The 26,065-nt window shown below is 36.7% G+C and carries 25 protein-coding genes; 11 read left to right on the plus strand and 14 right to left on the minus strand.

The genetic code is table 11. The features are described 5' to 3' along the window. Positions 1-382: 382 nt before the first annotated feature. Together BW946_RS01795 and BW946_RS21765 are read right to left on the minus strand one after the other, a co-directional pair. Positions 383-592 (minus strand): hypothetical protein, encoded by a 210-nt coding sequence (locus tag BW946_RS01795; protein WP_136522285.1) that lies wholly within the window; start codon positions 590-592, stop codon positions 383-385. Between the two features lie 21 nt (positions 593-613). Next, complete coding sequence (locus BW946_RS21765) at positions 614-742, minus strand: hypothetical protein (RefSeq protein ID WP_262484557.1); 129 nt, start codon at positions 740-742, stop codon at positions 614-616. Between the two features lie 123 nt (positions 743-865). Here BW946_RS21765 and BW946_RS21325 point away from each other — a divergent pair, with 123 nt between their 5' ends. Both BW946_RS21325 and BW946_RS01800 read left to right on the plus strand, forming a co-directional pair. After that, entirely contained in the window at positions 866-1,015 is a 150-nt protein-coding gene (locus BW946_RS21325; RefSeq protein ID WP_168801989.1) for a bacteriocin-like protein, read from the plus strand. A gap of 230 nt (positions 1,016-1,245) precedes the next feature. Continuing rightward, the gene (locus tag BW946_RS01800) at positions 1,246-1,659 is read left to right on the plus strand and encodes an N-acetylmuramoyl-L-alanine amidase (RefSeq protein ID WP_076594546.1); all 414 of its coding nucleotides are present in this window, start codon (positions 1,246-1,248) and stop codon (positions 1,657-1,659) included. A gap of 351 nt (positions 1,660-2,010) precedes the next feature. On the opposite strand, the gene BW946_RS01805 is transcribed toward BW946_RS01800, so the two are convergent. The 9 genes from BW946_RS01805 to BW946_RS01845 all read right to left on the minus strand — a co-directional run bounded on the left by BW946_RS01805 (position 2,011) and on the right by BW946_RS01845 (position 11,394). Further along, positions 2,011-3,189 carry a hypothetical protein gene (locus tag BW946_RS01805; RefSeq protein ID WP_076594547.1) on the minus strand — a complete coding sequence of 393 codons (1,179 nt, stop codon included), beginning with the start codon at positions 3,187-3,189 and terminating at the stop codon, positions 2,011-2,013. Positions 3,190-3,377: 188 nt separating this feature from the next. Then, positions 3,378-4,211 (minus strand): type 1 glutamine amidotransferase, encoded by an 834-nt coding sequence (locus tag BW946_RS01810; RefSeq protein ID WP_076594548.1) that lies wholly within the window; start codon positions 4,209-4,211, stop codon positions 3,378-3,380. A gap of 33 nt (positions 4,212-4,244) precedes the next feature. Next, positions 4,245-5,366 carry a carboxylate-amine ligase gene (locus BW946_RS01815; protein WP_076594549.1) on the minus strand — a complete coding sequence of 374 codons (1,122 nt, stop codon included), beginning with the start codon at positions 5,364-5,366 and terminating at the stop codon, positions 4,245-4,247. Positions 5,367-5,397: 31 nt separating this feature from the next. Next, the gene (locus BW946_RS01820) at positions 5,398-6,351 is read right to left on the minus strand and encodes an ATP-grasp domain-containing protein (RefSeq protein WP_076594550.1); all 954 of its coding nucleotides are present in this window, start codon (positions 6,349-6,351) and stop codon (positions 5,398-5,400) included. 53 nt (positions 6,352-6,404) lie between these two features. Beyond that, positions 6,405-7,118 carry an alpha/beta hydrolase-fold protein gene (locus tag BW946_RS01825; RefSeq protein ID WP_076594551.1) on the minus strand — a complete coding sequence of 238 codons (714 nt, stop codon included), beginning with the start codon at positions 7,116-7,118 and terminating at the stop codon, positions 6,405-6,407. Between the two features lie 28 nt (positions 7,119-7,146). Further along, positions 7,147-7,425: a hypothetical protein gene (locus BW946_RS01830; RefSeq protein ID WP_076594552.1), complete on the minus strand. Its 279-nt coding sequence runs from the start codon at positions 7,423-7,425 to the stop codon at positions 7,147-7,149. A 2-nt stretch (positions 7,426-7,427) separates the two neighbouring features. Beyond that, a complete protein-coding gene (locus BW946_RS01835) occupies positions 7,428-8,642 on the minus strand; it encodes an ATP-grasp domain-containing protein (protein ID WP_076594553.1) in 1,215 nt (404 codons plus the stop codon). A gap of 141 nt (positions 8,643-8,783) precedes the next feature. Next, on the minus strand, positions 8,784-10,199 hold the full coding sequence (locus tag BW946_RS01840; protein ID WP_076594554.1) for a M17 family metallopeptidase: 1,416 nt from the start codon (positions 10,197-10,199) through the stop codon (positions 8,784-8,786). 67 nt (positions 10,200-10,266) lie between these two features. Then, the gene (locus BW946_RS01845; protein WP_076594555.1) at positions 10,267-11,394 is read right to left on the minus strand and encodes an alpha/beta hydrolase; all 1,128 of its coding nucleotides are present in this window, start codon (positions 11,392-11,394) and stop codon (positions 10,267-10,269) included. Between the two features lie 200 nt (positions 11,395-11,594). Between BW946_RS01845 and glgB the strand changes: the two genes are divergently transcribed. From glgB to apaG, 8 genes are all read left to right on the plus strand, one after another. Beyond that, positions 11,595-13,541 (plus strand): 1,4-alpha-glucan branching protein GlgB, encoded by a 1,947-nt coding sequence (glgB, locus tag BW946_RS01850; protein WP_076594556.1) that lies wholly within the window; start codon positions 11,595-11,597, stop codon positions 13,539-13,541. 3 nt (positions 13,542-13,544) lie between these two features. Next, entirely contained in the window at positions 13,545-14,951 is a 1,407-nt protein-coding gene (locus BW946_RS01855) for a glycogen synthase (RefSeq protein WP_076594557.1), read from the plus strand. 4 nt (positions 14,952-14,955) lie between these two features. After that, positions 14,956-15,492, plus strand: coding sequence for an FEKKY domain-containing protein (locus BW946_RS01860; RefSeq protein WP_146212844.1), 537 nt, complete (start codon positions 14,956-14,958; stop codon positions 15,490-15,492). A 14-nt stretch (positions 15,493-15,506) separates the two neighbouring features. Beyond that, positions 15,507-16,775, plus strand: a complete 1,269-nt coding sequence (locus BW946_RS01865; protein WP_076594559.1) for a glucose-1-phosphate adenylyltransferase — start codon at positions 15,507-15,509, stop codon at positions 16,773-16,775. A 260-nt stretch (positions 16,776-17,035) separates the two neighbouring features. Next, on the plus strand, positions 17,036-18,076 hold the full coding sequence (locus tag BW946_RS01870) for an SRPBCC domain-containing protein (RefSeq protein WP_076594560.1): 1,041 nt from the start codon (positions 17,036-17,038) through the stop codon (positions 18,074-18,076). 125 nt (positions 18,077-18,201) lie between these two features. After that, entirely contained in the window at positions 18,202-21,018 is a 2,817-nt protein-coding gene (locus BW946_RS01875; protein WP_076594561.1) for a 2-oxoglutarate dehydrogenase E1 component, read from the plus strand. A gap of 40 nt (positions 21,019-21,058) precedes the next feature. Continuing rightward, positions 21,059-22,312, plus strand: a complete 1,254-nt coding sequence (gene odhB / locus BW946_RS01880; RefSeq protein ID WP_076594562.1) for a 2-oxoglutarate dehydrogenase complex dihydrolipoyllysine-residue succinyltransferase — start codon at positions 21,059-21,061, stop codon at positions 22,310-22,312. Between the two features lie 80 nt (positions 22,313-22,392). Further along, entirely contained in the window at positions 22,393-22,782 is a 390-nt protein-coding gene (apaG, locus tag BW946_RS01885; protein ID WP_076594563.1) for a Co2+/Mg2+ efflux protein ApaG, read from the plus strand. 54 nt (positions 22,783-22,836) lie between these two features. Here apaG and BW946_RS01890 read toward each other — a convergent pair whose 3' ends face one another. From BW946_RS01890 to BW946_RS01900, 3 genes are all read right to left on the minus strand, one after another. After that, positions 22,837-23,391: a 3'-5' exonuclease gene (locus BW946_RS01890; RefSeq protein ID WP_076594564.1), complete on the minus strand. Its 555-nt coding sequence runs from the start codon at positions 23,389-23,391 to the stop codon at positions 22,837-22,839. Positions 23,392-23,566: 175 nt separating this feature from the next. Continuing rightward, positions 23,567-24,544 (minus strand): glycosyltransferase family 2 protein, encoded by a 978-nt coding sequence (locus tag BW946_RS01895; RefSeq protein ID WP_076594565.1) that lies wholly within the window; start codon positions 24,542-24,544, stop codon positions 23,567-23,569. Between the two features lie 6 nt (positions 24,545-24,550). Continuing rightward, the gene (locus BW946_RS01900; RefSeq protein ID WP_076594566.1) at positions 24,551-25,435 is read right to left on the minus strand and encodes a lysophospholipid acyltransferase family protein; all 885 of its coding nucleotides are present in this window, start codon (positions 25,433-25,435) and stop codon (positions 24,551-24,553) included. 81 nt (positions 25,436-25,516) lie between these two features. On the opposite strand from BW946_RS01900, the gene BW946_RS01905 reads away from it, so the two are divergent. Then, complete coding sequence (locus BW946_RS01905) at positions 25,517-26,059, plus strand: thioredoxin family protein (protein WP_076594567.1); 543 nt, start codon at positions 25,517-25,519, stop codon at positions 26,057-26,059. The last annotated feature ends 6 nt before the right edge of the window (positions 26,060-26,065 follow it).

Raw genomic sequence — 26,065 nt, forward strand, 5'->3', positions numbered from 1 at the left:
TAATAAAAAGTTATTTCCGTAAAATTTTTTGAGCTATGAGGGCTCAAAATTTTCCAGAATAACTTTTTAACTTACACAGTTAGTGAAACACTACCAAATACATCTTTACAGAACTTATTAAAATTGCAATACGGAATGAAAAAACGTATTGCAATTTTTGTATCTATTGGTTTGTGACTGTTTTTTCACAGTATACAGACAGTTTAAATTTAATCATTACGGTTTCCCGTAGGGTTACGACTACATTCTCTACTTATATTTACAAAGTTTATATAAACTAAAAGTACAAGAAGTTTTTTTAATGCCTTCCCTTATGGGGGGAGCTTTTTGTTTTTATGATTTGAAGGCAAGGTATACAATATACTTGTTTACTGTAACGGCTTTATTTTGGCAGGGTAATTCGGGTCGTGTTCAGAGGTTTAAGATAAGCGATCTTTTTCTCCGCTACCATTTTATCAAGTAATTTGTTTCTTTCAAGGATTGGTAAATTAATTATTTGATCCAGTTCATTAATGTCTGAACCGTTCCATCCTCCATTTCTTTTATGGTCTTCTCTTATTTTCTCTATTATTTTAGCTTCTATTTCTTCCATGTTTTCCATGGTTCAAATATACTACTTAATAAACATTTCATACACTAAAACGATCCATCCGATTCCGCATGCCCGGGTAATACATCCAATCAGTTTCACTTGCCAGTCCGGGCTTTGAAATAGCAGGCAGTCTTTAATAAATTCTTTCATCTTTCTAAGATACTTTTATTGAATGTTTTTTGTTTATGGAAACCCATAACGATTATTTTTTTTATTTTATGTCTCTTGTTGGAGAATAATTTTTATATTTGAATCTGAATTAAAATCAAAACCATGAAAAATTTAAAGAAAATCTCTAAGGAGAAATTAAAAAGTATTACAGGAAAGAGAGGATGTCCTCCTGGCTGGCATGACTGCCCGGTGCCATGGAATGAAAAAGTGTGCATTCCGCATGATAATGAAATGGCATGTCCTGATTTATAAAAATTAATCCCTCGCTGAGAGGGATTTTTTGTTCTTATATTTCAAAATTTAACCATTTTAGCATCGACTTTATAAACTTTTTCCAGAGATATACTGTTTTTTAAATGGTTTTTATCAGCTTTCCCTGGTTTTCATACGTCCTGCCTTTCAATTTGAAATAGGGTGTTTTCCCTTCACTGTTTTGGGAGTTACAGGTTTAATTTTGCTCAACAATAAATAAAATGAAATCCATGAGAACAATCAATTACATCGTTATACATTGTACGGCAACACAGCCAGATGTTACAATAGAGAGCATTAAAACGTATTGGAAGGAAAACCTGAAATGGAAAAATCCAGGGTATCACTATATGATAAAATCTGATGGAGAAATAGTAAACACTTTGCCCATTGATCGCGTTTCCAATGGAGTTGCAGGGTGGAATTCTCAAATTATCAATATATCATACATTGGAGGCATTGATAAAAGCAACCATCCCAAAGATACAAGAACTAAAGATCAAAAAAAATCTATTGTAAAGCTGTTAAGAGAATTAAAATCAAAATTTCCTAAAGCTAAAATTCAAGGGCATAGAGATTTTCCCAATGTTCATAAAGCTTGCCCTAGCTTTGATGCTAAGAAAGAGTATGCTGGGTTATCATAAGGTGAAGTATTGCAAGATCGTTTTTAAATAGCATTATGGTTTTCCATAATATATTATCCAACTAATATAAAAAAGATAAAATAATACAATTACGGTTTTCCGTAGAATATGCCTTCAGTCTATCCGTATATTTACAATGTTTGTGAAAACACAGCGTACATGTCAATTTTTTATCCTCCTTTGTTGGAGGATTTTTTATGATTGGAGAGACCTTCCTTCAGGAGTAAAAAATAAAACCTCCGAAATTTTGGAGGTTTGTTTCTATAAGTTTTCTCAGGTTTTTTTTTATACGCTGCATTTTTTTAAGATAAAAATAAAGGAATCAATTCTAATCTGAGTGTAAAGCTGATTTTATCCGAAAAAAGCATTGGAACTCCCGATCCAGATGGCATCTTTTTTATTGAAATCTACATTCACCATGGCGGCCTTTGTCATTCTTCCCAAATTTTCCAATAAGATAGGACGTTCATCATTTTCCCGCCAAATATACAACAAACGGATCTCTGCTTTTGAAAAATCTCCGTTGATATCTTCAAAAATGGGTTCATAATATACTTTTCTCTGCAGAATATAGTTTTCCTTATCCTTAATAGCCTCTGTAACTTCCTTTGTAGGGTTTAAATTAACACCACTTCCCGCAAATGAAAATAAAGGTTTCAATACAAAATCATCCAGATTTTCATTTTCCGGGAATTCATGCAGGAAATAACTCTTTGGAACAAACGGATGCTTTAATAAGGGCAAAAGGAACTTTGAGATTTTAAAGAACCAGTTCGGGTGGGTAATCCATTTGACATCCACTTCCTCACGGAAATCAAATTCTGTAGTAAGATCAGGAATATTATCCAGCTCGTCAAATATAACACGGTTGTAGATTCTTTTGATTTCGGTTAACTTACCATTATTTTCATAATACAGCTTTCGTCCTTCCTTCTTTACTTTCGTCAGACATACTGTTTTAATTCCTATTAATTTTTCTGTGAGAGCAAAATCAATCGCTGTTTTTTGTTTTTCCGGAAAAATTTCAAGGAGGACTACATTTTCAGGATTTTCATCTCCTACAATCAGTTCTTTTAAATAGTTTTTAAAAGTTTCATGGGGCATAGGATTTTTGATCTCTGAAAGAAAAGGGTAAACTTCACAATACGTTTCTTCATATACTTTCTGGAAAGCATACAAAGAAGGAAATGCCTGAAGCTCAATCAGCTGAGGTTCTATTGTTCCGTTTTCACTTTTGCAGACTCCAAAATCTATGGTGAAAAAATGAGGCTGATCCGTATCATTGGGAACTCTGCAGTTATCAGGAATTGCCTTTTGAAGAAGCTCTGCCGGCATTGCTTTAATCTGGCTGATAATGCTTTCACTGGCGTCTATAAGCTTATTCTCAAATTCTTTTGTCAGAAAAAGCGGACTTTCTGAAACTCTGAAACCAGGTGCTGTTCCACCTATTTTTGCCAATATATTTTTGAGTTGACTGTATTTTTCATCTGAAAACTCGTGATTGTACTGTTTTCTGTATTTTGGAATCATATTTTTTTTCTTTGTGATGTTAAAAAAATCGGACATTTATGCCCGATTGTTATATAGTAAGAAGCTGGAAGCTGGGAGAGGGAAGTTTTCAATTCTGAAATTTAAATTATTAGTTTATAAATAAAAGAATAATCAATAATCTTAACCGATAGTAACTTCCAGCATCCTTCTTCCGGCTTCCATCCTTTTTAAACCAAAGTCTCAGCTTCTTTCAAAATGTTTTTTTTTGCAAACTGAAGAAATCTCGGAAGAATCTGATGTCTGGTGAGAATGATTTTGTCTTCATCGTCTATTCTGTCTATCGTTTCAAGATATTTTTCCATCCCGAAATTTTCAATCATTGCTTCTCTGTTTTTTTCATCTTTCAGATTTTCGATCAAAGACTCTGGATTGGCTTCTGGATGAAACTGTGTTCCGAATATCTCCTCCGAAAAACGAACGGCCATTACGGCTCTTTCCAGGTTGATATGAGGTCGGAATTTTTCAATTGCCATGATGGTCATTCCCAATTCTTCAAAACGCTCATGATCCGGTTCAATAAACTGATAAGCTCTGGAATCTACCGCATAAAAAGGATCCTTAAGATTTCTAAATAAAAACTCATTTTCGCCTTCCTCTGTTTTATGAACAGGCATTACCCCGAAAGAATAAGATTTTCTTTTGCAGATATTTCCCAGATTCCAGTGAATGCTTGCCAGCTGGAATGAGTGGCAGATCAGAAAAAGGTACTTTTTATCTTGATGGTATTTATTATGCTCAAAAACAGAATTTAAAAAATCAGCAAATCTGTCTTCCCAGGCAAGGCCTTCACGATGTGGATTTCCCGGTCCGCCGGAAGAAATGAAAATATCAAAATCTCCGATCTCCGGCATTTCATCTTTGAATCTTACATCAAATGTCTCGATTACAACATTTTCTTCAGAGTTCTGCTGAAATGATTCAGAAATTTCTTTAATGTTTCTAAATCCTTGATTAACTTGATTGTTGTTCATATCCAGCAGAGCAATTCGAATATCTTTCATTACATCATATTTTTTGTAAAGTTACCAAAAATATTATGAAGCAGAATCACCATGTGTGATACCATACTCCGTTTCAGAGATCATATAATCAACGACTTTCCTCAGATCGCCTGTTTCCTTAAAGATTTGAAGCTGTCGGTCTGCACCGGTTCCGTTTTCAAGAATTTTCCAGGCATATTCCACTTCATGGCGGCATCCCAGATCATCTACCACATCATCAATAAATTCTAAAAGCTCCTTCAATAAATGCGGATAAGGAACAGATTCTTCTTTTCCAAAATCGATGAGATGGGCTTCAATACCGCTTTTGGAGGCACGCCATTTATTTTCGTTCAGCAACAGTCTTCTGTAGCTTCTGAAGCTTAGATTTTGTTGGTGAAGTTTATAAATTTTGGCAACCAGGCATTGCATAATGGCTGCAAGACAAACCGTTTCATCAATTCTTAACGGCATATCACAGATTCTGAATTCAATTGTAGGATAGAACGGATGTACCCGTAAATCCCACCATATTTTCTTGGCATTGTCGATAGTTCCTGTTTTTACCAGAAGATCTACATAGCTGTCAAACTCTGCCAGAGAGTTGAAATAACTTGGAATACCGGTCCTTGGGAATTTTACAAAGATTTCCTGTCTGTACGATTTAAAACCTGTATATCTTCCGATCCAGAAGGGAGAATTGGTAGAAAGGGCATACACATGAGGAAGAAAGTAACGCATGACATTCTGAATTCTCACGCCTTCTTCACGATTGGGAATTCCAATATGAACATGCAGTCCGAAAATAAGATTTTCCCTGGCCACATCTCCCATATCATCTACAATTTTGATGTATCTTTCTCCCTGGGTGATATTGTTTTCAGACCAATGAGAGAATGGGTGAGTGCCTCCTCCGGAAACACGTAATCCCTGTTCATGGGCGGTATTGATAAGGTGACGCCTTAAATTCGTCAACTCTGCTCTGGCTTCCTGGATATTCTGACAAATTCCCGTTTCCATTTCAATCATGGATTCGTGCATTTCGTGCTTTAAGTTCTCACTTAAAACCGCTTTGCCGCCTTCAATGATTTTTGAAACGTGAGAAACCAGATCTCTGCTTTCTACATCAATGATCTGATATTCTTCTTCAATTCCAATAGTAAACTGATGATGCATTTATTTTGTGTTTTTTAATTCTTTTTCGATGTTATTTAATGGAATCTTTCACAAAGGTTCCCCAGGCAATATTGGGTTTCCCCGGAACATATTCTTTAGCTTTTTCTATAGCCAGTTTTGCAGCATGTTCTATAATCCATGCAAAATTTTCTTCACCTACAGAATTTCGGTCTGCATCGGGAGCGGGGTTACAGAAATCAATGGCATAAGGTATACCGTCTCTTACAGCAAATTCCACGGTGTTGAAATCGTATCCTAAAGCTTCATTCATTGTAATTGTATAATCATGAATGGTTTTCAATAATTTTTCAAGTTCTGCACCTTGTGTCTGATGTGTGGTGGCATATCTTAAATGGGGCGCATTTCTAGGTTCATAAGGCATGATGTGAACATATTTTCTGCCCAGGCAGTACACTCTGTAATAATCATCAAAGATAATTTCTTCCTGTACCATCATGACCAGCTGTTCTGTTTCTCCTAATTTATTCCAAAGATCATCCGGATTTTCAACTCTGTAAACACTTTTCCAGCCTCCGCCATCATGAGGCTTCATATATGCCGGAAACCCTACATAATTGAAGATGTATTCCCAGTCATGGGGGAATTTCAGGTTTCTGAATGAAGTTTCGGAGGTGTTGTCCGGTCTTTCATGAGATGGAAGCAGAACGGTCTTAGGAAGCGGAATTCCCAGTTTGGACATCAGGGCATTGTTGAAAAACTTCTCATCAGCACTCCACCAAAACGGATTGTTGATTACATAAGTGCCGTTAAGGGCTGCATTTTTTAAATAAGCTCTGTAAAAGGGAACGTCCTGTGAAATTCTGTCGATGATCACTGCATAACCATAGTCTGCTCCTTGTTCTAATTTATCTATAGTAACGGGTTCAGCAATGATATTTCCACCTCCCAGCTCATTTACTTTGTCTATAAATGCCCAGGGAAAAGTGTCTTCCATACCGAAAAGAATTCCTACTTTTTTTGTCATAATTTTTGTTTTTAAGGTGGGTGTATATTTTTTCTATTTGTCTTTTATTGTTTTTAAGAGAAAAATGCTCCTATAAAAGTAGGGAAGACCATTCTCCATAAAGGCCAGTCGTGGCCAATCCATTTTCTTTCATCATACCAGAAGTCTATGCCTTTTATTCTTAGGATTTCAGCCATTTCAACATTTTTATCCTTGCAGATATCCAGGTCAGACGTGCTCAGCACGATATGCATGTGTTTATATTTCCAGGCTTCATCATTTCTTACAAATTCCCTTGGACAGTTGAAGTATACCAGTTCATCAGAATAGCCATCCATAAAATTCCTTATGCTGAATGCTCCTGAAAGACAAAACAGATGAGAAACCACATCCGGAAATCTGAAAGCGAAATTAGCTGCATGGTATCCTCCGAAACTTGCTCCTGCAACGGCCACGCGATGTGTTTTGTGAAGCTTCTGGATATAAGGCACGAATTCCTGAATCAGAAATTGTACATACCGCTCATAGTTTCTTATTCTTTGCTGGGGAGATATTTTGTCGTCATAAAAGCTCCAGCTGTCAATGGTCTGTACATTGTAAAGTTTTACTTTTCCCTGTTCTATAAACCAGTTGATACTTCCATTGAGATGAAAATCATGGTTTTGGGTGTATTGGCCCTGCGAAGTTGGAAACATAATGACAGGGTGACCATAATGTCCGGTCACTTCTACCTTTAGACTTGTTCCCAATATATTTGAATAATAATCTGTATGTTCTATATGAGGCATTTTTTTGTGTTTAATTTTAATACTGTATTTATATTAATTCAATAAATTCAATTCCTCCCAACTGATCTTTTTCTAAAATATCCAGTACAATCGTTCCTAATTTCGGATGTTCAAGGATTATATTTTCTTTAAAGATCCATTTTGATCCAGGTTTGTTGGCATGAATGGAGTCAACGAACTGATAATATGCTTTGCTTTGCCATTTTCCGGGATTTATGTTTTCTAAATTACGTTTTACCAAGGAATCTTCTGGCAGACTGTATATTATGAATTCAATAACATTTTGAATATCAATGTCACGCTTCACTTTCAGGAACTCAATTTGTTGCTTTTGGGAGGAAGGATATTCAGCATGTCTGTATGGATTATTTCTGCTGCAGCATCCAGCCTGTCCTGTACAATGGAGGCATCACCAGATTTATAAACAATCCCGACATGATAATCTATGGGAAGAAATTTGACAACTTCTTCACATTCGAAATTACTGTAATTCGGTTCTTTATCTTTAATCAGAGCCACAATCAAGCCTGAATAATAGCCTGTAGGCGGAGAAACGCTGTAATCATGACCTCTCAGAAGAGCATCTTCAATTTTAGCCCATTCTCTCCAGATATTGATACCGCTTGAAGCTTCAACCAGATCCGGGATATGAGCACCACCCACTCTGGATGAGGTTTCAAGGAAGTACCATTTTCCGTCTTCTTTTCCACGGATAAATTCTGTATGGGTTGCACCATTAATCAGTCCGAAATTGGAAAGTACTTTTGCGTTTATTTCTTCCAATGCTTTAAAGTCCTCGGAATATCTTCCTAAGGTTTTGGATCTGAAAACACCACCCTCATGTGATACCTGCATGGGAGGTGCAAGATATTTTGAGGCAGAAGTGAATACTATTTTTTTGTTAAAAGTAAGGCTGTCCACATGGTAAACATCTCCGGGTTTAAAACTCTCCAGTAAAAAAAGATGGCGTTCTTCTCCCAGCGTTTCCAGTGCTTCAAGAAGTTGTTCTTTAGAAGTTATTTTCTTGATGCCTGATGCTGATGCTTCGGAACGCGGTTTCAGTACCCATGGGGCAGGAACGCGGTCTGTAAATTCATCCACTTCATGATCATTGAATACCGCAGTGAATTCGGGGACGCTGATCCCGGAATCCTTTGCTTTCTGCCTCATGGCAAGTTTATCTCTGAAATACCGGTGGGTAGTCTGTCCCATTCCGGGAATACGGAATGTCTCTCTGATTAACGCTGCTTTTTCAACATCATAATCATCCAAAGCCACTACAGCATCTACTTTTCTGGTCTTCATCAGATGAGAAAATCCTTGGATCAGATGTTCCAGATTCCATACGGATGGCTTTAGCTCAGGCATATAAAATGTTTCATCAATAGCATGCCAGGGCCAGTTTTTTTCTTTGAGGTTTTCGGAGGTTACGAGGATGATTTTATTACCGAGATTCTTCATTTCGTCCATAAAATCGTAGCCTTTGTAGTAGCACGAAATACACACAATTGTTTTCTTCTCCATATAATGTTTTTTAATATTTAGTGAATTTTCAAAAATAAAAGCGTTTATTTATTATTTTATTAATGTTAAAAAATGAAATATCGTGCGTTTTTGAAAATTCACTAATCAATTATACAGAGTTTTTTTGTAAAAAACTAATTTTTAGTGATAATTTTCAATTAAATTCACCAGAAGCTGAACACCAAAACCTGTTGCTGCTTTTTCTTTAGCATAGCCTACACTTCCAAAGGCTACTCCGGCAATATCCAAATGTGCCCATTTAGGATGGTTTTCAATGAATTGCTCTAAGAATTTCGCGGCAATAATACAGTCTCCTACAGGTTTTAAAGAAATGTTTTTTATATCTGCTACATCAGACTGGATATCGTCTTTCCAGACATCCCATAAAGGAAGATTCCATACTCTCTGATTGGTTTGGTCTCCTGTTTTTATAAGATTATTTTTTAATTCTTCATTATTGGAGAACATTGCAGCGCAGGTATCTCCAAACATTCTTACAGAGCTTCCCGTTAAAGTTGCCAGGTCAATCAGGAAATCTGTTTTGTAGTTTTTAGCAAGATAAGACAATCCGTCCGCGAGAATCAGCCTGCCTTCCGCATCGGTATCAAGCACTTCAATGGTCTTTCCGTTGTAGGCTGTGATCACGTCACTTGGAAGGAGAGCCTTTTCAGAAACAGCATTGTCTGTAATAGGAAGAACAGCAATAATATTCACAGGAAGCTGCATTTCAGCGGCATAGATTAACGTTCCCAAAACAGCGGTAGCTCCACCCATGTCAGACTTCATATAATGCAGATTGGCAGAGCTTTTTATTGATATTCCTCCCGTATCAAACAAAATACATTTTCCTACCAGCCCGAAAGTCTTGGCGTTTTTTGCTGTCGTTTTATATTCTAAAATAGTGAAAGCAGCATCATAAGCACTTCCTTGGTTCACAGAAAGATAAGCGCCTAATCCAAGCTCTTCACATTTCTTTCTGTTAAAAGCCGTGTATTTTAAATCATATTTTTTAGCCAGATTTTTGAGGTATGCACTTAATATATCCGGTTTTTTAAGATTGGCTGGTTTGTTGAGCCAGTCCTGACAGGCGGTCTGCCCGTTAATCAGAGCTTCTGCTTTCTGGCTGATGTGATCTAATTTTTTCTGGCTTAAATTTTCAAAATGTAATTCAAATTTTGTATTCCAGAAAGCATGTTTTTTATCAAAAGGATAGTTGTAAGTTCCTGTTAAAAGTCCTTTAACGAATTCCTGAAACTGCTTTTCATTCATAAAATCAGCAAGTGCTAATGTAGGCACAGCCTGCAGTTTTTCTTTTTGAGACTGTGAAAACCTGGCTGCCACCTGCTGGATTTCATAATTTTGTAAAGCAGATTTTCCTAATCCAATGAAATAAGTAATTCCTTCTTCATGGGCATTGACAAAGACTTCATGTTTTTTCCCGGTGAAAAAAGTGGAAATGTTTTTATTGAAATTTTTACTGGTTTTTGTCCATTCTTCCTCAGTAAAAAGGTGAAAAACCTGCGTGTAATTTTTGTTTTTTTTATTGATTAGTTTCATAAACAGATGTTATATTTTCTAAATTTATAAACCTTGCTGTTTTCAAATGAAATTTTCTACAGCAATTTTATATTGAGTTCTTGATGCTTTGCTGGTGTGGTTTTACTTCTACCGGATTTTCTGTATTGTCATAGAATAGCCATTCAATAGCTCTTGGAAACTCCTGTGACCAGTAAAATTCATTGTGAGTGCCTTCAGGATTGATATTGGTTTTAAATTCAAAATCAAAAAGCTTTTTCTCTTCCCATTTTTTCAGATATTCTTCAAAAATATGAATCCTTTTGACCATTTTAGAGCCTTCCTGACCGCCGCCGTAAAGATAAATTTTAGTTTTGAACGGAACCCGGAAATTCATCATCGGAAAGTTGTTATTCGGTTCTACCCAGAGAGAAGGCGAGAAGATTAATAGTTTGGAGTACACTTCAGGATAAAGAAAACCACTGTATATACTGATGAGCGCTCCCAATGAGCTGCCCCCGATTCCGGTATTGTCGCGGTCTTTTTTTGTTCTGTAATTTTCGTCCACAAAAGGCTTTAAAGTATCTGCAATAAAGCGGATATACTTTTTTCCTTCCGAACCGCTGGCGACATGATCATTATCAAAAATATATTCTTTAATTCTTTCCTCACTGCCATGTTCTATCGCAATGATGATAAGATCACCGCGTCCATACTCTGCAAGGATGGATAGCTTTTTGTCGATTTCCCAATTTCCGAAGCCGCTTCCTTCATTGAACAGATTTTGTGCATCCTGAAGGTATAAAACAGGATACCGTTTATCCGTGTTGTGATAGTCGTAGGGAAGGAGCGCCCAAACCTTACGGTAACGGTCAAGCTGCGGAATGTAAAAATTTTCGGAAATAACTTCAGCTATAGGATAATATTCTTCTTTGAAAGGTCCCCAGTTCAATCTCCATTTTTTTACAGAGTCAGTTGTTTTACCTGCAGATTTTTTTACTTTCCGGTTGGGTGTGATATTTCCATATTGGTCCAGTTCTACATTTTCCCAACCTCCCTTTGTGAATTTATATTCAATATCATCAGGAAGAGCCTGATCTTCAATTTCTATAAAATAACGGGATGTGTCAGTCTGTCTAAGCTGAAAATTATAATCTTTAGGATTCCAGCTATTGAAATTTCCGGTAATAAATACCGGTCTGTCGTCTATTTCTACTGTATAAAGTTCAAACCTCATCGTTGTGTTTAATAAAATATTGATGTTAAATTTATAAAAAAAAGATTGTTTTGAAATTATAAAAATATGTAGTAAAAAATGATATATTTGATAGATAGACAAAACACGAAATGATGTTGATAATTATTTGATGAATAATTTATCGCTATTGTCAGTATTTTTCGTAGTTTCAGGAAAAATATAAATATAAACTGATCTTGATGAATTCTGTTAAGACCTACACGCTTTTCACCGATCATGATGTATATCTTTTTAAAGAAGGTAGGCACTATAAGCTGTATGGTAAATTTGGAGCACATTCTGCAGAAAAAGAGGGCGTAAAGGGCGTATATTTTTCCGTTTGGGCACCTAATGCAAAGAAAGTTTCTGTGATCGGAAATTTTAACAACTGGAATCATAAAGATCATATCTTGTTTCCACGATGGGATGAATCCGGGATCTGGGAAGGATTTATTGAAGGATTAACCTGGGGAACATTATATAAATATGCTATTGAAACACCCAGAGGTGAAATTCTGGAGAAAAGCGATCCCTATGCATTGAGCTGGGAACAGAATATTCAGGCCGCTTCTCTGGTTTCTACTACCTGGTATGAGTGGGATGACCAGGAATGGATGGACAGCCGCTGGAAAAGAAACAGGCTGGAAGCTCCGATATCTGTATATGAGCTGCATTTAGGCTCCTGGGTAAGAGAAGAAGATCAGCCCCAGCGTTTTTTAAACTATAGAGATATTGCCAAAAAACTGGTTCCTTATATAAAAGAAATGGGATTTACCCATGTAGAATTTATGCCGGTGATGGAATATCCATACGAACCCAGCTGGGGATATCAGATTACCGGTTTTTATGCGGCCACTTCGCGCTTTGGTTCACCACAGGATCTGATGTTTCTTATTGATGAACTTCATAATAATGAAATAGGCGTTATTCTGGATTGGGTTCCGTCCCATTTTCCGGGAGATGCCAATGGTCTTCACCGCTTTGACGGCTCTTATCTGTATGAACATGAAGATCCGAGAAAAGGATTTCACCCGGATTGGAAATCGCATATTTTCAATTACGGAAGAAATGAAGTAAAGTCTTTTCTGATTTCAAATGCCATGTTCTGGCTGGATCGCTATCATGCAGACGGATTGCGTGTGGATGCCGTAACTTCAATGCTTCATCTTGATTATTCAAGAAATGAAGGAGAATGGGAACCTAATATATATGGAACCAATGTGAACCTGGAAGCTAAAACTTTTCTACAGGAATTTAATACGGCTGTTTATAAAGAATTTGGAAATAATATCATCACCATAGCAGAAGAAAGCTCAGATTTTCCCATGCTTACAAAACCTGTTCATGACGGTGGTGTAGGATTTGGAATGAAATGGATGATGGGCTGGATGCATGATACGCTGGATTATTTTAAAGAAGATTTTGTTAACCGTAAATTCCATCATCATAAACTGACCTTTGCTTCCATGTATATGTATAATGAAAATTATATGATGCCTTTGTCACATGATGAAGTGGTACACGGAAAAGCAAGTCTTATTTATAAAATGAAGGGTGACGAATGGCAGAAGTTTGCCAATCTCCGTACCTTATATGTATATATGTATACCCATCCCGGAGCAAAGCTGCTTTTCATGGGCGATGAATTCGGACAGACCGGTGAATGGAATTTTACCAGAAGCCTGGACTGGCATTTGCTTAAATATCCTGTTCACCAAGGAATGCAGGAAATGGTGAAAGACCTGAATCACCTTTACAGATCAGAAACCGCTTTTTATGAAAATCAGTTTGATAAACATGGCTTTGAATGGGTAGAAGCAGATGATCTGGAAAATTCGGTATATGTTTATCTAAGAAAAGGAAAAAAGAAAGAAGATGTCCTGATGGTCATTTTAAATCTGGCACCAAAAGTATTGGATTATAAAATCGGGATTCCTGCAGGCTCCCACTGGAAAGTTATTTTAAACTCGGATGATGAAAAATACAGAGGAAGCGGAGTAAGTCCTGAAATCCTTGATGAGAGGTATGAAGAATGGAGAAATTATTCTAAAACAATGACGGTGAAATTACCGCCATTGGCAGGAATTATTTTAAGACAGAAGAAAGATAAAAAGTATAAATTACACAGAATTAAACACAAGAGATAAAGAATGGTTGTTTATCATTTAAGTACAGAATGTTATCCTGTAGCAAAAGTAGGCGGTCTGGCAGATGTGGTTGGAGCGTTACCAAAGTATCAGAATAAAGTAAAAGGTATAGAGGCAAAAGTAGTGATGCCCTGGTATAATAAACCTTTTATTCGGGATCATGAATTCGATGTTGTTTTTGATGGCTTTATCCATCAGGGGATCAGTATGCTGCAGGTTCAGGTATTGAAAGAAAAGACAAATGTCCTGGGATTTGAGCTGTATATGGTAAGAATTCCGGGATTATTAGACAGGGATAATCCTTATGGGTATCAGGATGAAAGTTTCCAGTTTCTGGCTTTTCAACATGGAATACTGCATTGGCTTTGTGCCATGGAAATCCGTCCTGATGTGCTGCATTGTCATGATTATCATACTGGTTTGATTCCTTTTATGGTGGAAAATTGTCCGGAATTCGGATTCTTAAAAGGAGTAAAAACAATAGGAACTATTCATAACGGAGAATATCAGGGAATGATGAGCTGGAATATGGCCAATTATATGCCTTCTTTTGATGATTATAAATGGGGACTGATAGACTGGAACGGATTCATGAATCCTCTGGCAAGTATGATTAAATGTGCCAACGCTTTTACCACCGTTTCCGAAGGATATCTTGAAGAACTCTTTATCAGCTTCCGCGGACTGGAAAGTCTGGTTCGTCAGGAATTCGGAAAAGCTTATGGTATCATTAACGGTATTGACACCGAAGTCTGGAATCCTGAAACAGATCCGATGCTCGATTTTAATTTTAACAGTAAAAATGCTGTAGCTCAGAAAAAGAAAAATAAAGAAAGACTCTGTAAAGAATATGGGTTAAAGCCCGAGCTTCCTTTATTCGCCTTTATCGGAAGATTCGCCACGGAAAAAGGTGCAGATCTGCTTCCGGATGTAGTTTGGCGAAGTATTAAACAAAGTTATGGAGCTTTAAATATTATGATTCTCGGATCAGGAAATACCTATATTGAAAATAAACTGAAAGAATACGATTATACCTACACCAATTTTGCACTGGATCTTGGATATAAAGAACATCTTTCCCATAAGATCTATGCATCAGCAGATTTCCTTCTGATGCCTTCCAGAGTAGAGCCTTGCGGGTTGAATCAAATGTACTCCATGAGATACGGAACTGTTCCCGTGGTAAGATTTACGGGAGGTCTCAAAGATACCGTAGAAGATATTTCGACGGGTGGAGCAGGACTGAACTTTACTTATCCGGGGGTAGATGATGTTGTACATGCTATGAACAGGGCAATGGCGATTTATAATCAAAAAGGGGTTATGGAAGATCTTATCCATGCCAACATGAATTTTGACTTTGCATGGGAGAAATCTGCAGAAAAATACATAGCTTTATATAATAGCTGATAGAGTGAAGATTTTCGGATTTCTTTCTGTGATAATGTTTACACTGTTTTCATGTAAAGAAGACAGAGGAAGCTATCATGGAGGTTATTATTGGATTTATGGCTACGGTCTTCCGGCAACGGAAAGGTATGAAGCAATGGCTGGTATTGCCGAAAAATGGAAAATAAAGCATTACTCTGTCGGTGATTGTCTGGTAGAACCTGACGAGATGAAGAGAATAGATGCTCTTAATAAAAGGACTTATGCTGCAATAGAAAGAAAATATGGGAAAGGCTGGAGAGAAAAGTATCGTAAAGATGTCGATAACTTTGTAATGAAGAGTGCTGATGTAATGGACGTACTTATTACAAATCCGTTCTTCAGAAATGAGCTTAAAAAATATAATATTGAAATCTATAACCTGGATAAAGAGGTTTTAGTATTAAATGATAAAGATGATTTTCGGGTGACTGTTTATAAAAACGAGCTCCAATATGAAAACAAAGAATGCTTTAAAGTAGCAGTAAACACTAAAAACAGAACAGTAAACTTAATAAAATAAAACGCAATATATTTATGAATCGAAATGTAATCTCCATTGTGTTAGGAGGAGGCAGAGGAACAAGATTATTTCCGTTAACGTATACCAGATCAAAGCCGGCTGTTCCTATTGCAGGAAAATACAGACTGGTGGATATTCCTATTTCAAACTGTTTGAACTCAGGACTGAATAAAATTCTGGTGCTAACGCAGTTTAATTCTGCTTCCCTCAATTCACATATTAAGAATTCTTATCACTTTGATATCTTCAGCAAAGGTTTTGTAGACATTCTGGCAGCCGAGCAGAATGTAGAAAATGACAGCTGGTATCAAGGAACAGCTGATGCTGTGCGTCAGTCTATGAAGCATCTTGAAAAATATGATTATGACTATATCCTTATTCTTTCAGGAGATCAGTTGTATCAGATGGATTTCAGAGAAATGCTGGACTTCCATATTGAAAACGGAGGCGATCTTACCATTGCTACCATTCCGGTCAATGCAAAAGACGCCACAGGTTTTGGGATCTTAAAATCGGATGATGAGGGAAATATTACTTCTTTCTATGAAAAGCCGGATTTTGATATGTTAACAGGCCTGAAATCTGAAGTTTCAGAAGAAAATAAACATGCCGGAAAAGAGTTTCTGGCTTCCATGGGAATCTACATTTTCACCAAGAACATCCTTAAAAAGATGTTTGATGAAGGTGCAGGTGATGATTTCGGAAAAGATATCATTCCAAGCTCCATTGGAAAATACAAGACATTAAGCTATCAATATGAAGGCTACTGGACAGATATCGGAACTATAGAATCCTTCTACGAAGCCAATCTGGATCTTTGTCTGGATCTGCCGCAGTTTAATCTTTTCTCTTCTTCGCCTATCTACACCAGAGCAAGAATGCTTCCTCCGTCAAAAATAAACGGTTCATATGTAAGTAAAGCCGTTTTTGGAGATGGGTGTATCATTATGGCAGATAAAATTGAAAACTCTGTGATCGGAAACAGAACAAGGATTGATAAAGGAAGTACCATCGTGAATTCTTATGTCATGGGAGCTGATTTCTACCAAAATACAACAGAAATTGTCCTGAACGACAGAGGCGGACGTCCTAATATGGGAATTGGAAAATACTGCTATATAGAAAAAGCAATCCTGGATAAAAACTGTTACATTGGTGACAATGTGAAGATCACTGGCGGAAAACATATTCCGGATGGTGATTATGGAACTTATTCCGTTCAGGATGGGATTGTGGTTGTGAAGAAAGGCGCTGTAATTGCTCCGGGAACACATATCGGCTAAGAGAAGGTAAATAAAAAGCTGGAAGATGGAAATTATGAATGGCTGAATAGAAAAAGTTATCTTTTCACACGAAATCCTGCCTTATTCTATTGGCTTGAAGAATTTTTCAATCAAAAATTTTGGTAGCTTTATCCGTCAAACAGTAACTTCCAGCTTCCTGGATTCCGCTTCCAGCCTTTAACAAGGTTAATTATTGTTAAACATGTCATTGGAGTGATCAGCATATTGGTCACTCTTTATATTTGTATTATTTTTGTGCGATGCGTATTTTTAAAATCTTAGCGGTAATCATTATTCTTTTGGGGGGAGCTTATGCTGCTTCCATGTATTATTTTGTAGATGAAAGTAAGAACTTTACGATTGAAAAAGAGATCGACTATCCCGTGGATAAAGTTTTTGCCCAGTTTAATAATCTTCAGAATTTTACAAGATGGAACAACTTTTTTACCAGCTCACCGTCTATAGATATAGATTATTACACGCCTTATGAAGGGCAGGGAAGTGCCATCAGTTACGTAGATCCTAAAAATGATACCGATGGAGAAATGTTCATCAGGTATGAAAACCCCAATAAAACATTAAAATATCAGCTTTTTGAGGATAAAAACGAAAATCCGACATTGGTTGACGTTAAATTCAAACCTGTTTCCGCAGAAAAAACAAAGATTATCTGGTATGTTCATACTCCCAAATTAGCAGTCTGGAAAAGAGTAGAAAATTTCTGGACTGAAGACCGTTTTGCCGAAAACATCAACAAAAGTATGGTGAATCTTAAAAACTCCTTAGGAAATAAAGTAGAAAAAGACAACAGGATGGCAGCCATCAAATATGACAGCCTGATGGTGGAGAATGAGGAAGACAAACTGTTGTTGGGAATTAATGTAAGTACATCGAACAAAAAAGACGCTCTTTACAAAAATATCGTAATGAATTATAACAAAGTCTATAACTTCGTAACGATGGATCTTGGGAAAAGAGATGATGAATTCGGATACCCGATCCTGATTACTGATGCCGATAATTACAAAGACAAAGAGGTTTCTTATTTTCTCGGAATTCCACTTTCTAAGAAAATTGGAGTGTCTGATAATAATTTCAATTTTAGATCCATAAATCCGTCTCAAAATTATGTAATTTACTACAAAGGGAATTATGAGGGAAGAATTCGGGCAATTCAGCAGCTCATTCAGAAAGCCAAAAAAGACGAGATGCGCTTCGGAGATATCCGCCAGACCTTTATTGAACGTCTGATGGATGGTCAGGAGGTAAACGTTAAGCTCTCATTATCAGTATATAAGTGATTTTTTTTTAATTTATTTCTTCTTAAGTTTTTTTAACGGTTTCAGACTGTTCTAACTCGGTTTTTTTTATTAAATTTGAAGATTAATTCTACAAATAAATTTTAATAAATAGATAAACTGTAATAATGGACAGATTTTCATTCCTAAACGCAGCTCATTCTCAGTTAATTGAGGATTTATACCAACAGTACTTAAAATTCCCGGACTCTTTAGAACCATCATGGAAAGCCTTCTTTCAAGGCTTCGATTTTGCATTGGAGAACTACGGAGATGACGATACCACCCAGTTTATTCAGGCTTCGGCCAACGCTGCCCCGGCAGTACAGCAACAGATTTCTCAGGCAGTATCCAACGGAGAGGTTCCTGAGCATATCAAGAAAGAATTTAAAGTAGTAAACCTTATTGAGGCTTACAGAACAAGAGGACACCTTTTTACAAAGACCAACCCGGTTAGAGAAAGAAGACATTACACACCTACTTTAGATATCGAAAATTTTGGTCTTTCCAAAGAAGATTTAAATACAAAATTCAACTGTGCCGTTGAAACAGGAATGAAAGAACCTGCTACTCTTGCAGATCTTATCAAACATCTTGAAAACATCTACTGTGATTCCATCGGAGTAGAATACATGCACATCAACAACGTTGAAGAAAAAGATTTTATCAAAAGATGGCTTCAGGTAAACGAAAATCATCCAAGTCTTTCTGCCAATGAAAAAACAGAAATCTTATTAAAATTAAACCAGGCGGTTGCGTTTGAAAACTATCTTCACACAAAATTTGTAGGACAGAAAAGATTCTCATTAGAAGGAGGTGAAACATTAATCCCGGCTTTAGATCAGCTGATCTCAAGATCTTCTCAGCTAGGAGTAGATGAAGTGGTATTAGGAATGGCTCACAGAGGTAGACTTAATGTTCTTACCAATATCTTCGGGAAATCGTATAAGCAGATCTTCTCAGAATTTGAAGGAAAAGAATTCGAAGAAGATGTATTCTCAGGGGATGTTAAATATCACTTAGGATCATCTAAAAAAATCAAAACAGCTTCAGGAGAAGAAGTTTGTATCAACCTGACTCCAAACCCATCCCACCTTGAAACAGTTGCTGCTTTGGTAGAAGGTATCTGCCGTGCAAAAGTAGATGACAAATACAAAGACTATTCTAAAGTATTGCCAATCATCATTCATGGTGACGGAGCTATTGCCGGACAGGGGATTGCTTACGAAGTTGCTCAGATGATGACTCTGGAAGGATACAGAACAGGAGGTACAGTTCATATCGTTGTCAATAACCAGGTTTCGTTTACAACCAATTATATGGATGCAAGATCTTCAACATACTGTACAGATATTGCAAAAGTTACAGAATCTCCTGTAATGCACGTAAATGCTGACGATGCTGAAGCGGTTGTTCATGCCATCCATTTTGCTGCTGACTTCAGAGCAAAATTCGGAAAAGATGTTTATATCGACCTTTTAGGATACAGAAAATATGGTCACAACGAAGGGGATGAGCCAAGATTTACGCAGCCTAACCTTTATAAAACCATTTCAAAACACCCGAATCCAAGAGAAATTTATAAAGAGAAATTATTGAAAGACAGCGTTACTTCCAACGACGTAATTGCTAAAATGGAAACGGAATTCAAAGCTCTTTTAGATAAAGATTTTGACGCTTCTAAAGAGATCGAGAAAAACGTAATGGATGTGTTCATGGCTGAAGATTGGGTAAATTATCCAATTGGTAAGAGAGGAGCAGTGCAGTTACCGGTAGATACTAAATATGACTTGGAGAAGCTGAAAGAATTGGCGATTAAAATGTCAACACTTCCGGCAGACAAGAAGTTTATCAATAAAATTACAAGACTTTTCGATAACCGTATCAAAGCGATTGAAGGAAATTCTTTAGACTGGGCATTAGGAGAATGGTTAGCGTATGCAACACTTCTTGTAGAAGGACACAATGTAAGAATCTCAGGAGAAGATGTGGAAAGAGGAACATTCTCTCACAGACACGCTGTCGTAAAAACTGAAGATACCGAAGAAGAATATATCCCGTTAAGACATGTATCTGAAAACAGATTTGATGTATTCAACTCTCACCTTTCAGAATATGGTGTTCTAGGTTTCGATTATGGATATGCAATGGCTTCTCCAAATACATTAACCATCTGGGAAGCTCAGTTCGGAGATTTCGTGAATGGTGCTCAGATTATCGTTGACCAGTATCTGGCGGCTGCTGAAGAAAAATGGAAAATTCAGGACGGCTTGGTGATGTTATTGCCTCACGGTTCAGAAGGACAGGGAGCAGAGCACTCTTCAGCAAGATTGGAGAGATTCCTTACTCTTTGTGCAAATGAAAACATGGTAGTAGCCAATATTACTTCACCTGCCAACTACTTCCACTTATTGAGAAGACAGTTGAAATGGGCATTCAGAAAACCATTGATCGTAATGAGTCCTAAATCTCTGTTGAGACACCCTAAAGTGGTTTCTCCACTTGAAGATTTCGCTACAGGTTCATTCCAGCCAATTTTAGATGACCCTACAGCAGATCCTAAAAAAGTAGAAAAATTAGTTCTTTGTTCAGGTAAACTGTACTTCGAATTATTAGCGAAGAAAGAAGAACTGAACTGTGAAAATATTGCATTAGTAAGATTCGAACAGTTATATCCGCTTCAGACAGATGCTATTGAAACCATTTTCAGTAAATATGAAAACAGAAAACAATTGGTGTGGGCTCAGGAAGAACCAGAAAACATGGGGGCATGGTCTTATATCCTTAGAAACTTCAGAGATACAGGAATTCAGGTAGTTGCTCCGGTACCAAGCGGTGCACCAGCTCCAGGTAGCCACAAAATGTTTGAGAAAAACCAAAATGCAGTGATCAACAGAGTTTTCGACAGAGATGATGCTCCTGCAAAAAGACCCGTTACAGCTTAATTTAAAATAATAATCAATTAAAAAATAAAAAATACTCGATATGTCAGTTTTAGAAATGAAAGTTCCTTCACCGGGCGAATCAATTACAGAAGTTGAAATTGCAACCTGGCTTGTAAAAGATGGTGATTATGTAGAAAAAGATCAACCTATCGCCGAAGTGGATTCAGATAAAGCAACTCTTGAATTGCCCGCAGAACAAAGTGGAATTATCACTTTAAAAGCAGAAGAAGGTGATGTAGTACAAGTAGGTCAGGTAGTTTGTTTAATTGATATGGATGCTAAAAAACCAGAAGGTGCTGCACCTGCTGCTGAAGCTCCAAAACAGGAAGAAGCTCCGAAAGCTGCTGAGCCTGCTAAACAAGAAGCTCCAAAACCAGCTGCTCCGGTAGCCGCTCCACAAACTTATGCAACAGGAGCTCCATCTCCGGCTGCTAAGAAGATCCTTGATGAAAAAGGAATGGATGCTGCTCAGGTTTCAGGAACAGGAAGAGACGGAAGAATTACTAAAACTGATGCTGAATTAGCAGCAGTACCTGCATTAGGAGGAAGTCCTCTTACTGCAACAGGTTCCAGATCTACCACAACAACTAAACTTTCGGTTTTAAGAAGAAAAATCGCTCAGAGATTAGTTTCTGTGAAGAACGAAACAGCTATGTTAACTACTTTCAACGAAGTTGACATGTCTGAAATCTTCAGATTGAGAAAGCTGTATAAAGAAGAATTTGCTCAAAAGCACGGAGTTGGACTTGGTTTTATGTCTTTCTTTACAAAAGCAGTAACAAGAGCATTACAAATGTATCCGGATGTAAACGCATCTATTGATGGCGACTTCAAAGTAAACTATGATTTCTGCGATATTTCAATCGCAGTTTCAGGTCCTAAAGGATTAATGGTTCCTGTATTGAGAAATGCAGAAAACATGTCTTTCAGTGCTGTTGAAGCAAATATTAAAGATCTTGCTACTAAAGTAAGAGACGGTAAAATTACTGTTGATGAAATGACCGGTGGTACATTTACTATTACAAATGGTGGTACTTTCGGATCTATGATGTCTACACCAATCATCAACCCTCCACAATCTGCAATCTTAGGAATGCACAACATCATCCAGAGACCGGTTGCTGTTGACGGACAGGTAGTAATCAGACCAATGATGTACGTTGCAATGTCATATGACCACAGAATTATCGACGGAAAAGAGTCTGTAGGATTCCTTGTAGCCGTAAAAGAAGGTATCGACAACCCTGTTGAAATTCTAATGGGAGGTGATGAAAGAAAAGGCCTTGGATTATAGTTTTTAATAAAATTATAATATAATATATGATCTCGCCTTAAAAAAGGCGAGATTTTTGTATTTATGAAGAAAATGCTACAATGATGTTTTCAAAAATGACTTCCAATATCAAAGTTTCAGTAATACCTGAATATGATAGTAAAAACAGTTATCCTTCCGAAAACCGTTACGTTTTTAAATACAATATCACGATAGAAAATGACGGAAGCTTTCCTATCAAAGTATTGAAAAGAAAATGGTTAATTTTTGATGTAGGATTCGGATATACAGAAATAATAGGCGACGGAGTGATTGGATTGACTCCTGAGATAGGAACCAGTGAAAGTTTTGCTTATTTTTCCAATGTAATGCTTCGTTCCGGAGTAGGGAATATGAGTGGAAAATACCTTGTTAAAAACATGGATACACAGGAAACTTTTGAAATTGATATTCCAAAATTCAATCTGTTGTCTGAAGTGTTGAGCAATTAATAATTGATGCCCTGTATAATGTAAAGTTTTTACAAGAAACCTGGGTTCTGATGACTAAAGCTTTTTAATTTTTGCTTTCATATACTCATTTACTTCATCATTACTGGTGAGGAAGAGTTTTTCAAATGCCAGCAAAGATATTTTGGCACAAACTTCCGCATCAGCTCCTGCTCTGTGATGAGTAAAATCAATTTTATGATATTCTGCCAATGGCTTCAATCCATATTTTGGAAGATAATTCCATGATTTCTTGGCAAGCTGTATACTGCACAAATAGTTCAATTTTGGGGTATACATTCCGTAATGCTCCAGGCAGCCTCTTAAAACAGAAGCATCAAAACCAGCATTATGAGCAATCATAAGACTGCCATACATCAGATCCTGAGCTTCATACCATACTTCATCAAAAGTAGGAGCATCTTTTACATCTTCAGGATGAATTCCATGCACCGCAATATTGAATCTGCTGAAATAAGGAAAGCTGGGTGGTTTAATCAGCCAGGTTTTAGTCTCTACAATTTCAGAATTCTGTACTACACAAATCCCCATCTCACAAGCTGAACTTTTCTCATGAGTGGCTGTTTCAAAATCTATCGCACAGAAATCCATTTTTTAAAATTATAATTTGTTGGTTGGTTTTGTTTATTAGTTGCTTGTTGCTTGTTCTCTTGCCTAGAGTTTAATTTAAAGTTTAAGGTTAATTGAAGTTATGAATTTTTACTTAATGAGTTTTAGTTTATAATAAGAAAAGAAAACTGTAATTTTCCCTAATCCCTGCCGTCTATCACCTTCTTCCCAAAAAATGTTTAAAAATCAGCCATTTTGATTGGTAAAACTGATGTTTCTGGTATTTTTGGCGAAGCTTCCATGTTCCGGGAAGCTGGGTGTAAAATCCAAAATGAGCTCTTATAACAGCCCACAGATGTGGAAAGCCTTGCTTTAAACCAAAATAAATTCCGGCAACACTGTCCAAACATAATCTGAAAAAGATCAACATGATCAATTGAGGAAAAGGAAGGTTTTTAAACATCATAGAAAGATTATTTCTGATGTTTAAATAAGTCTTTTGTACACTCTGTTTGTTGAGCGTTCCGCCGCCTACATGATAAATTTTGGATTTCCCGGTATAATAAATCTTTTTTCCGGAATTAATAAGCCTCCAGCAAAGATCAATCTCCTCCTGATGAGCAAAAAACCTTGCGTCAAAACCATTCTGTTTCCAGAAATCTGTTGAACGGATAAAAAAGCAGCATCCTGATGCCCAGAAGATCTCTGTTTCATCATTATACTGTCCTTTATCTTCTTCCAGATCATCAAAAACCCTTCCTCTGCAGTAAGGATATCCAAGATTGTCTATCAATCCGCCTGCAGCACCTGCAAACTCAAAATAGTTCTTATTATGATATGATAAAATCTTAGGCTGTACTGCGGAAATAGAAGAGTTATTTTCCAATAATTCCAATACAGGCACTGTCCAGTTCTCTGTAACTTCTACATCAGAATTGAGAAGGCAGTAATATTCATTTTTGACAGCCTTTAACCCCTCATTGTAGCCGCCTGCAAAACCATAGTTTTTATCATTTTTAATAATATATACTGTGGGGAAATTCTTCTGTAGAAACTCTACGGAATCATCCGTAGAAAGATTGTCAATAACATAAATATCCGCATTCTGAGAAAATTGAACCACACCCGGAAGAAATTTTTCAAGCCAATTTCTACCGTTCCAGTTTAAGATGGCAACTGCCAGTTTTTTCTGCATGTCAATCTATTTTTTTTCAGAATCAAAATTTTTGATAGAGTTCTGATATTTCCATTTTCTGTGTGACCAAAGATAATTGTCAGGATTTTTGTGTAAAGTATTTTCCAGTAATTTATGAAATTTTCTCACCACTTCATTTTCCGTGAACTTTTCACCATCCGGGTATATTCTGTGATAATTAACCTGATAATAACCACGTTTTACCTTTTTCATCTCACAATAGATAAAGACAAGATCCATTCTTGTAGCCAGCTTGTCGTATCCCACAAAAGCAGGTGTCCGCTGATTTAAAAACTCTAGTCCGTAAGTAATGTGGGCAAAGTGAGGAGTCTGATCCGCAACAAACATATATGCTGAATCTCCATTATTTTTAGATCTGAAGATATTCAGAATTACTTCATTGGCTTCCAGGGCTTCATTCCCGAATTTATTCCTTACCTTCTTCATCTGATTTTCCCAGAAACTATTATTCACCTTTCTGTATACAGGATGACAATGAGCCTGGGGAACAATCTTTGCCAGTGCGTTAATCCATTCCCAATTGAAAACGTGTCCGGCAAGCAGGATAATATTTTTACCCTCCCTTTTGGCTTCATGGAACAGTTCCTGATTGATATGCTGCATTCTTACTCTTGCTTCTGTTTCCGAAATGCTGAAAGATTTTATAGTTTCTACCAGATAATCTGAAAAATTAAGATAGAATTTTTTCCGGATCTCTTTAATTTCTTCTTCAGATTTGTCTGGAAAAGAGTTTTTAAGATTTTGGGTAATAACATCTTTTCTGTAACCTACAATATAATAATTCAGGAAAAAGATGACGTCCGAAAAAATATATAATATTTTAAGCGGAAGCTTGGAGATCAGGTATAATATTTTGATTAGAAATTTCATAAAACACGCAAATTTAGTGATAATAAAATTATGGTTCTATTTTTGCAGAAGGATATATATTATTTTTTTTACCTTTATATTATGAAAAAATTGATAATATTCGCTTTCCTGGGATTAAGTACCCTTGCTTTTTCGCAAAATGTAAAAAAAGCAGCTATTGTAGTACCTGCAGAGCAAGCCAAATTAGAATCTCAGAAAAAGGCAGCTGAAGAAAAAGCAAAGCTTCCTAAGCCCTATGACCCAAAAGCTGATGCTCAGGCTGATATTAATAAATTGGTTGCCCAGGCAAAGAAAGATGGTAAGAATATAATGATCCAGGCTGGTGGAAACTGGTGTATCTGGTGTCTTCGCTTTAATAATTTTGTACAGACTACTCCAGAACTGAAGGAATTGGCAGAGAAGAATTATGTATATTATCACCTGAACTATTCTCCGGAAAATAAGAATGAGAGGGTTTTTGGGAAGTATATCAATGTAAAAGAGCAGCAATTTTATCCATTCTTTATTATTTTAGATAAAAATGGAAAAAAAGTTCATATTCAGCAAAGCGAAATTTTAGAAGATGGAAAAGGGTATAGCAAAGAAAAAGTAAAAGAATTTTTAGAAAAATGGAAACCTAGTTAAAATATT

The organism is Chryseobacterium sp. RU33C (assembly GCF_900156015.1).
Lineage (GTDB): Bacteria > Bacteroidota > Bacteroidia > Flavobacteriales > Weeksellaceae > Chryseobacterium > Chryseobacterium candidae.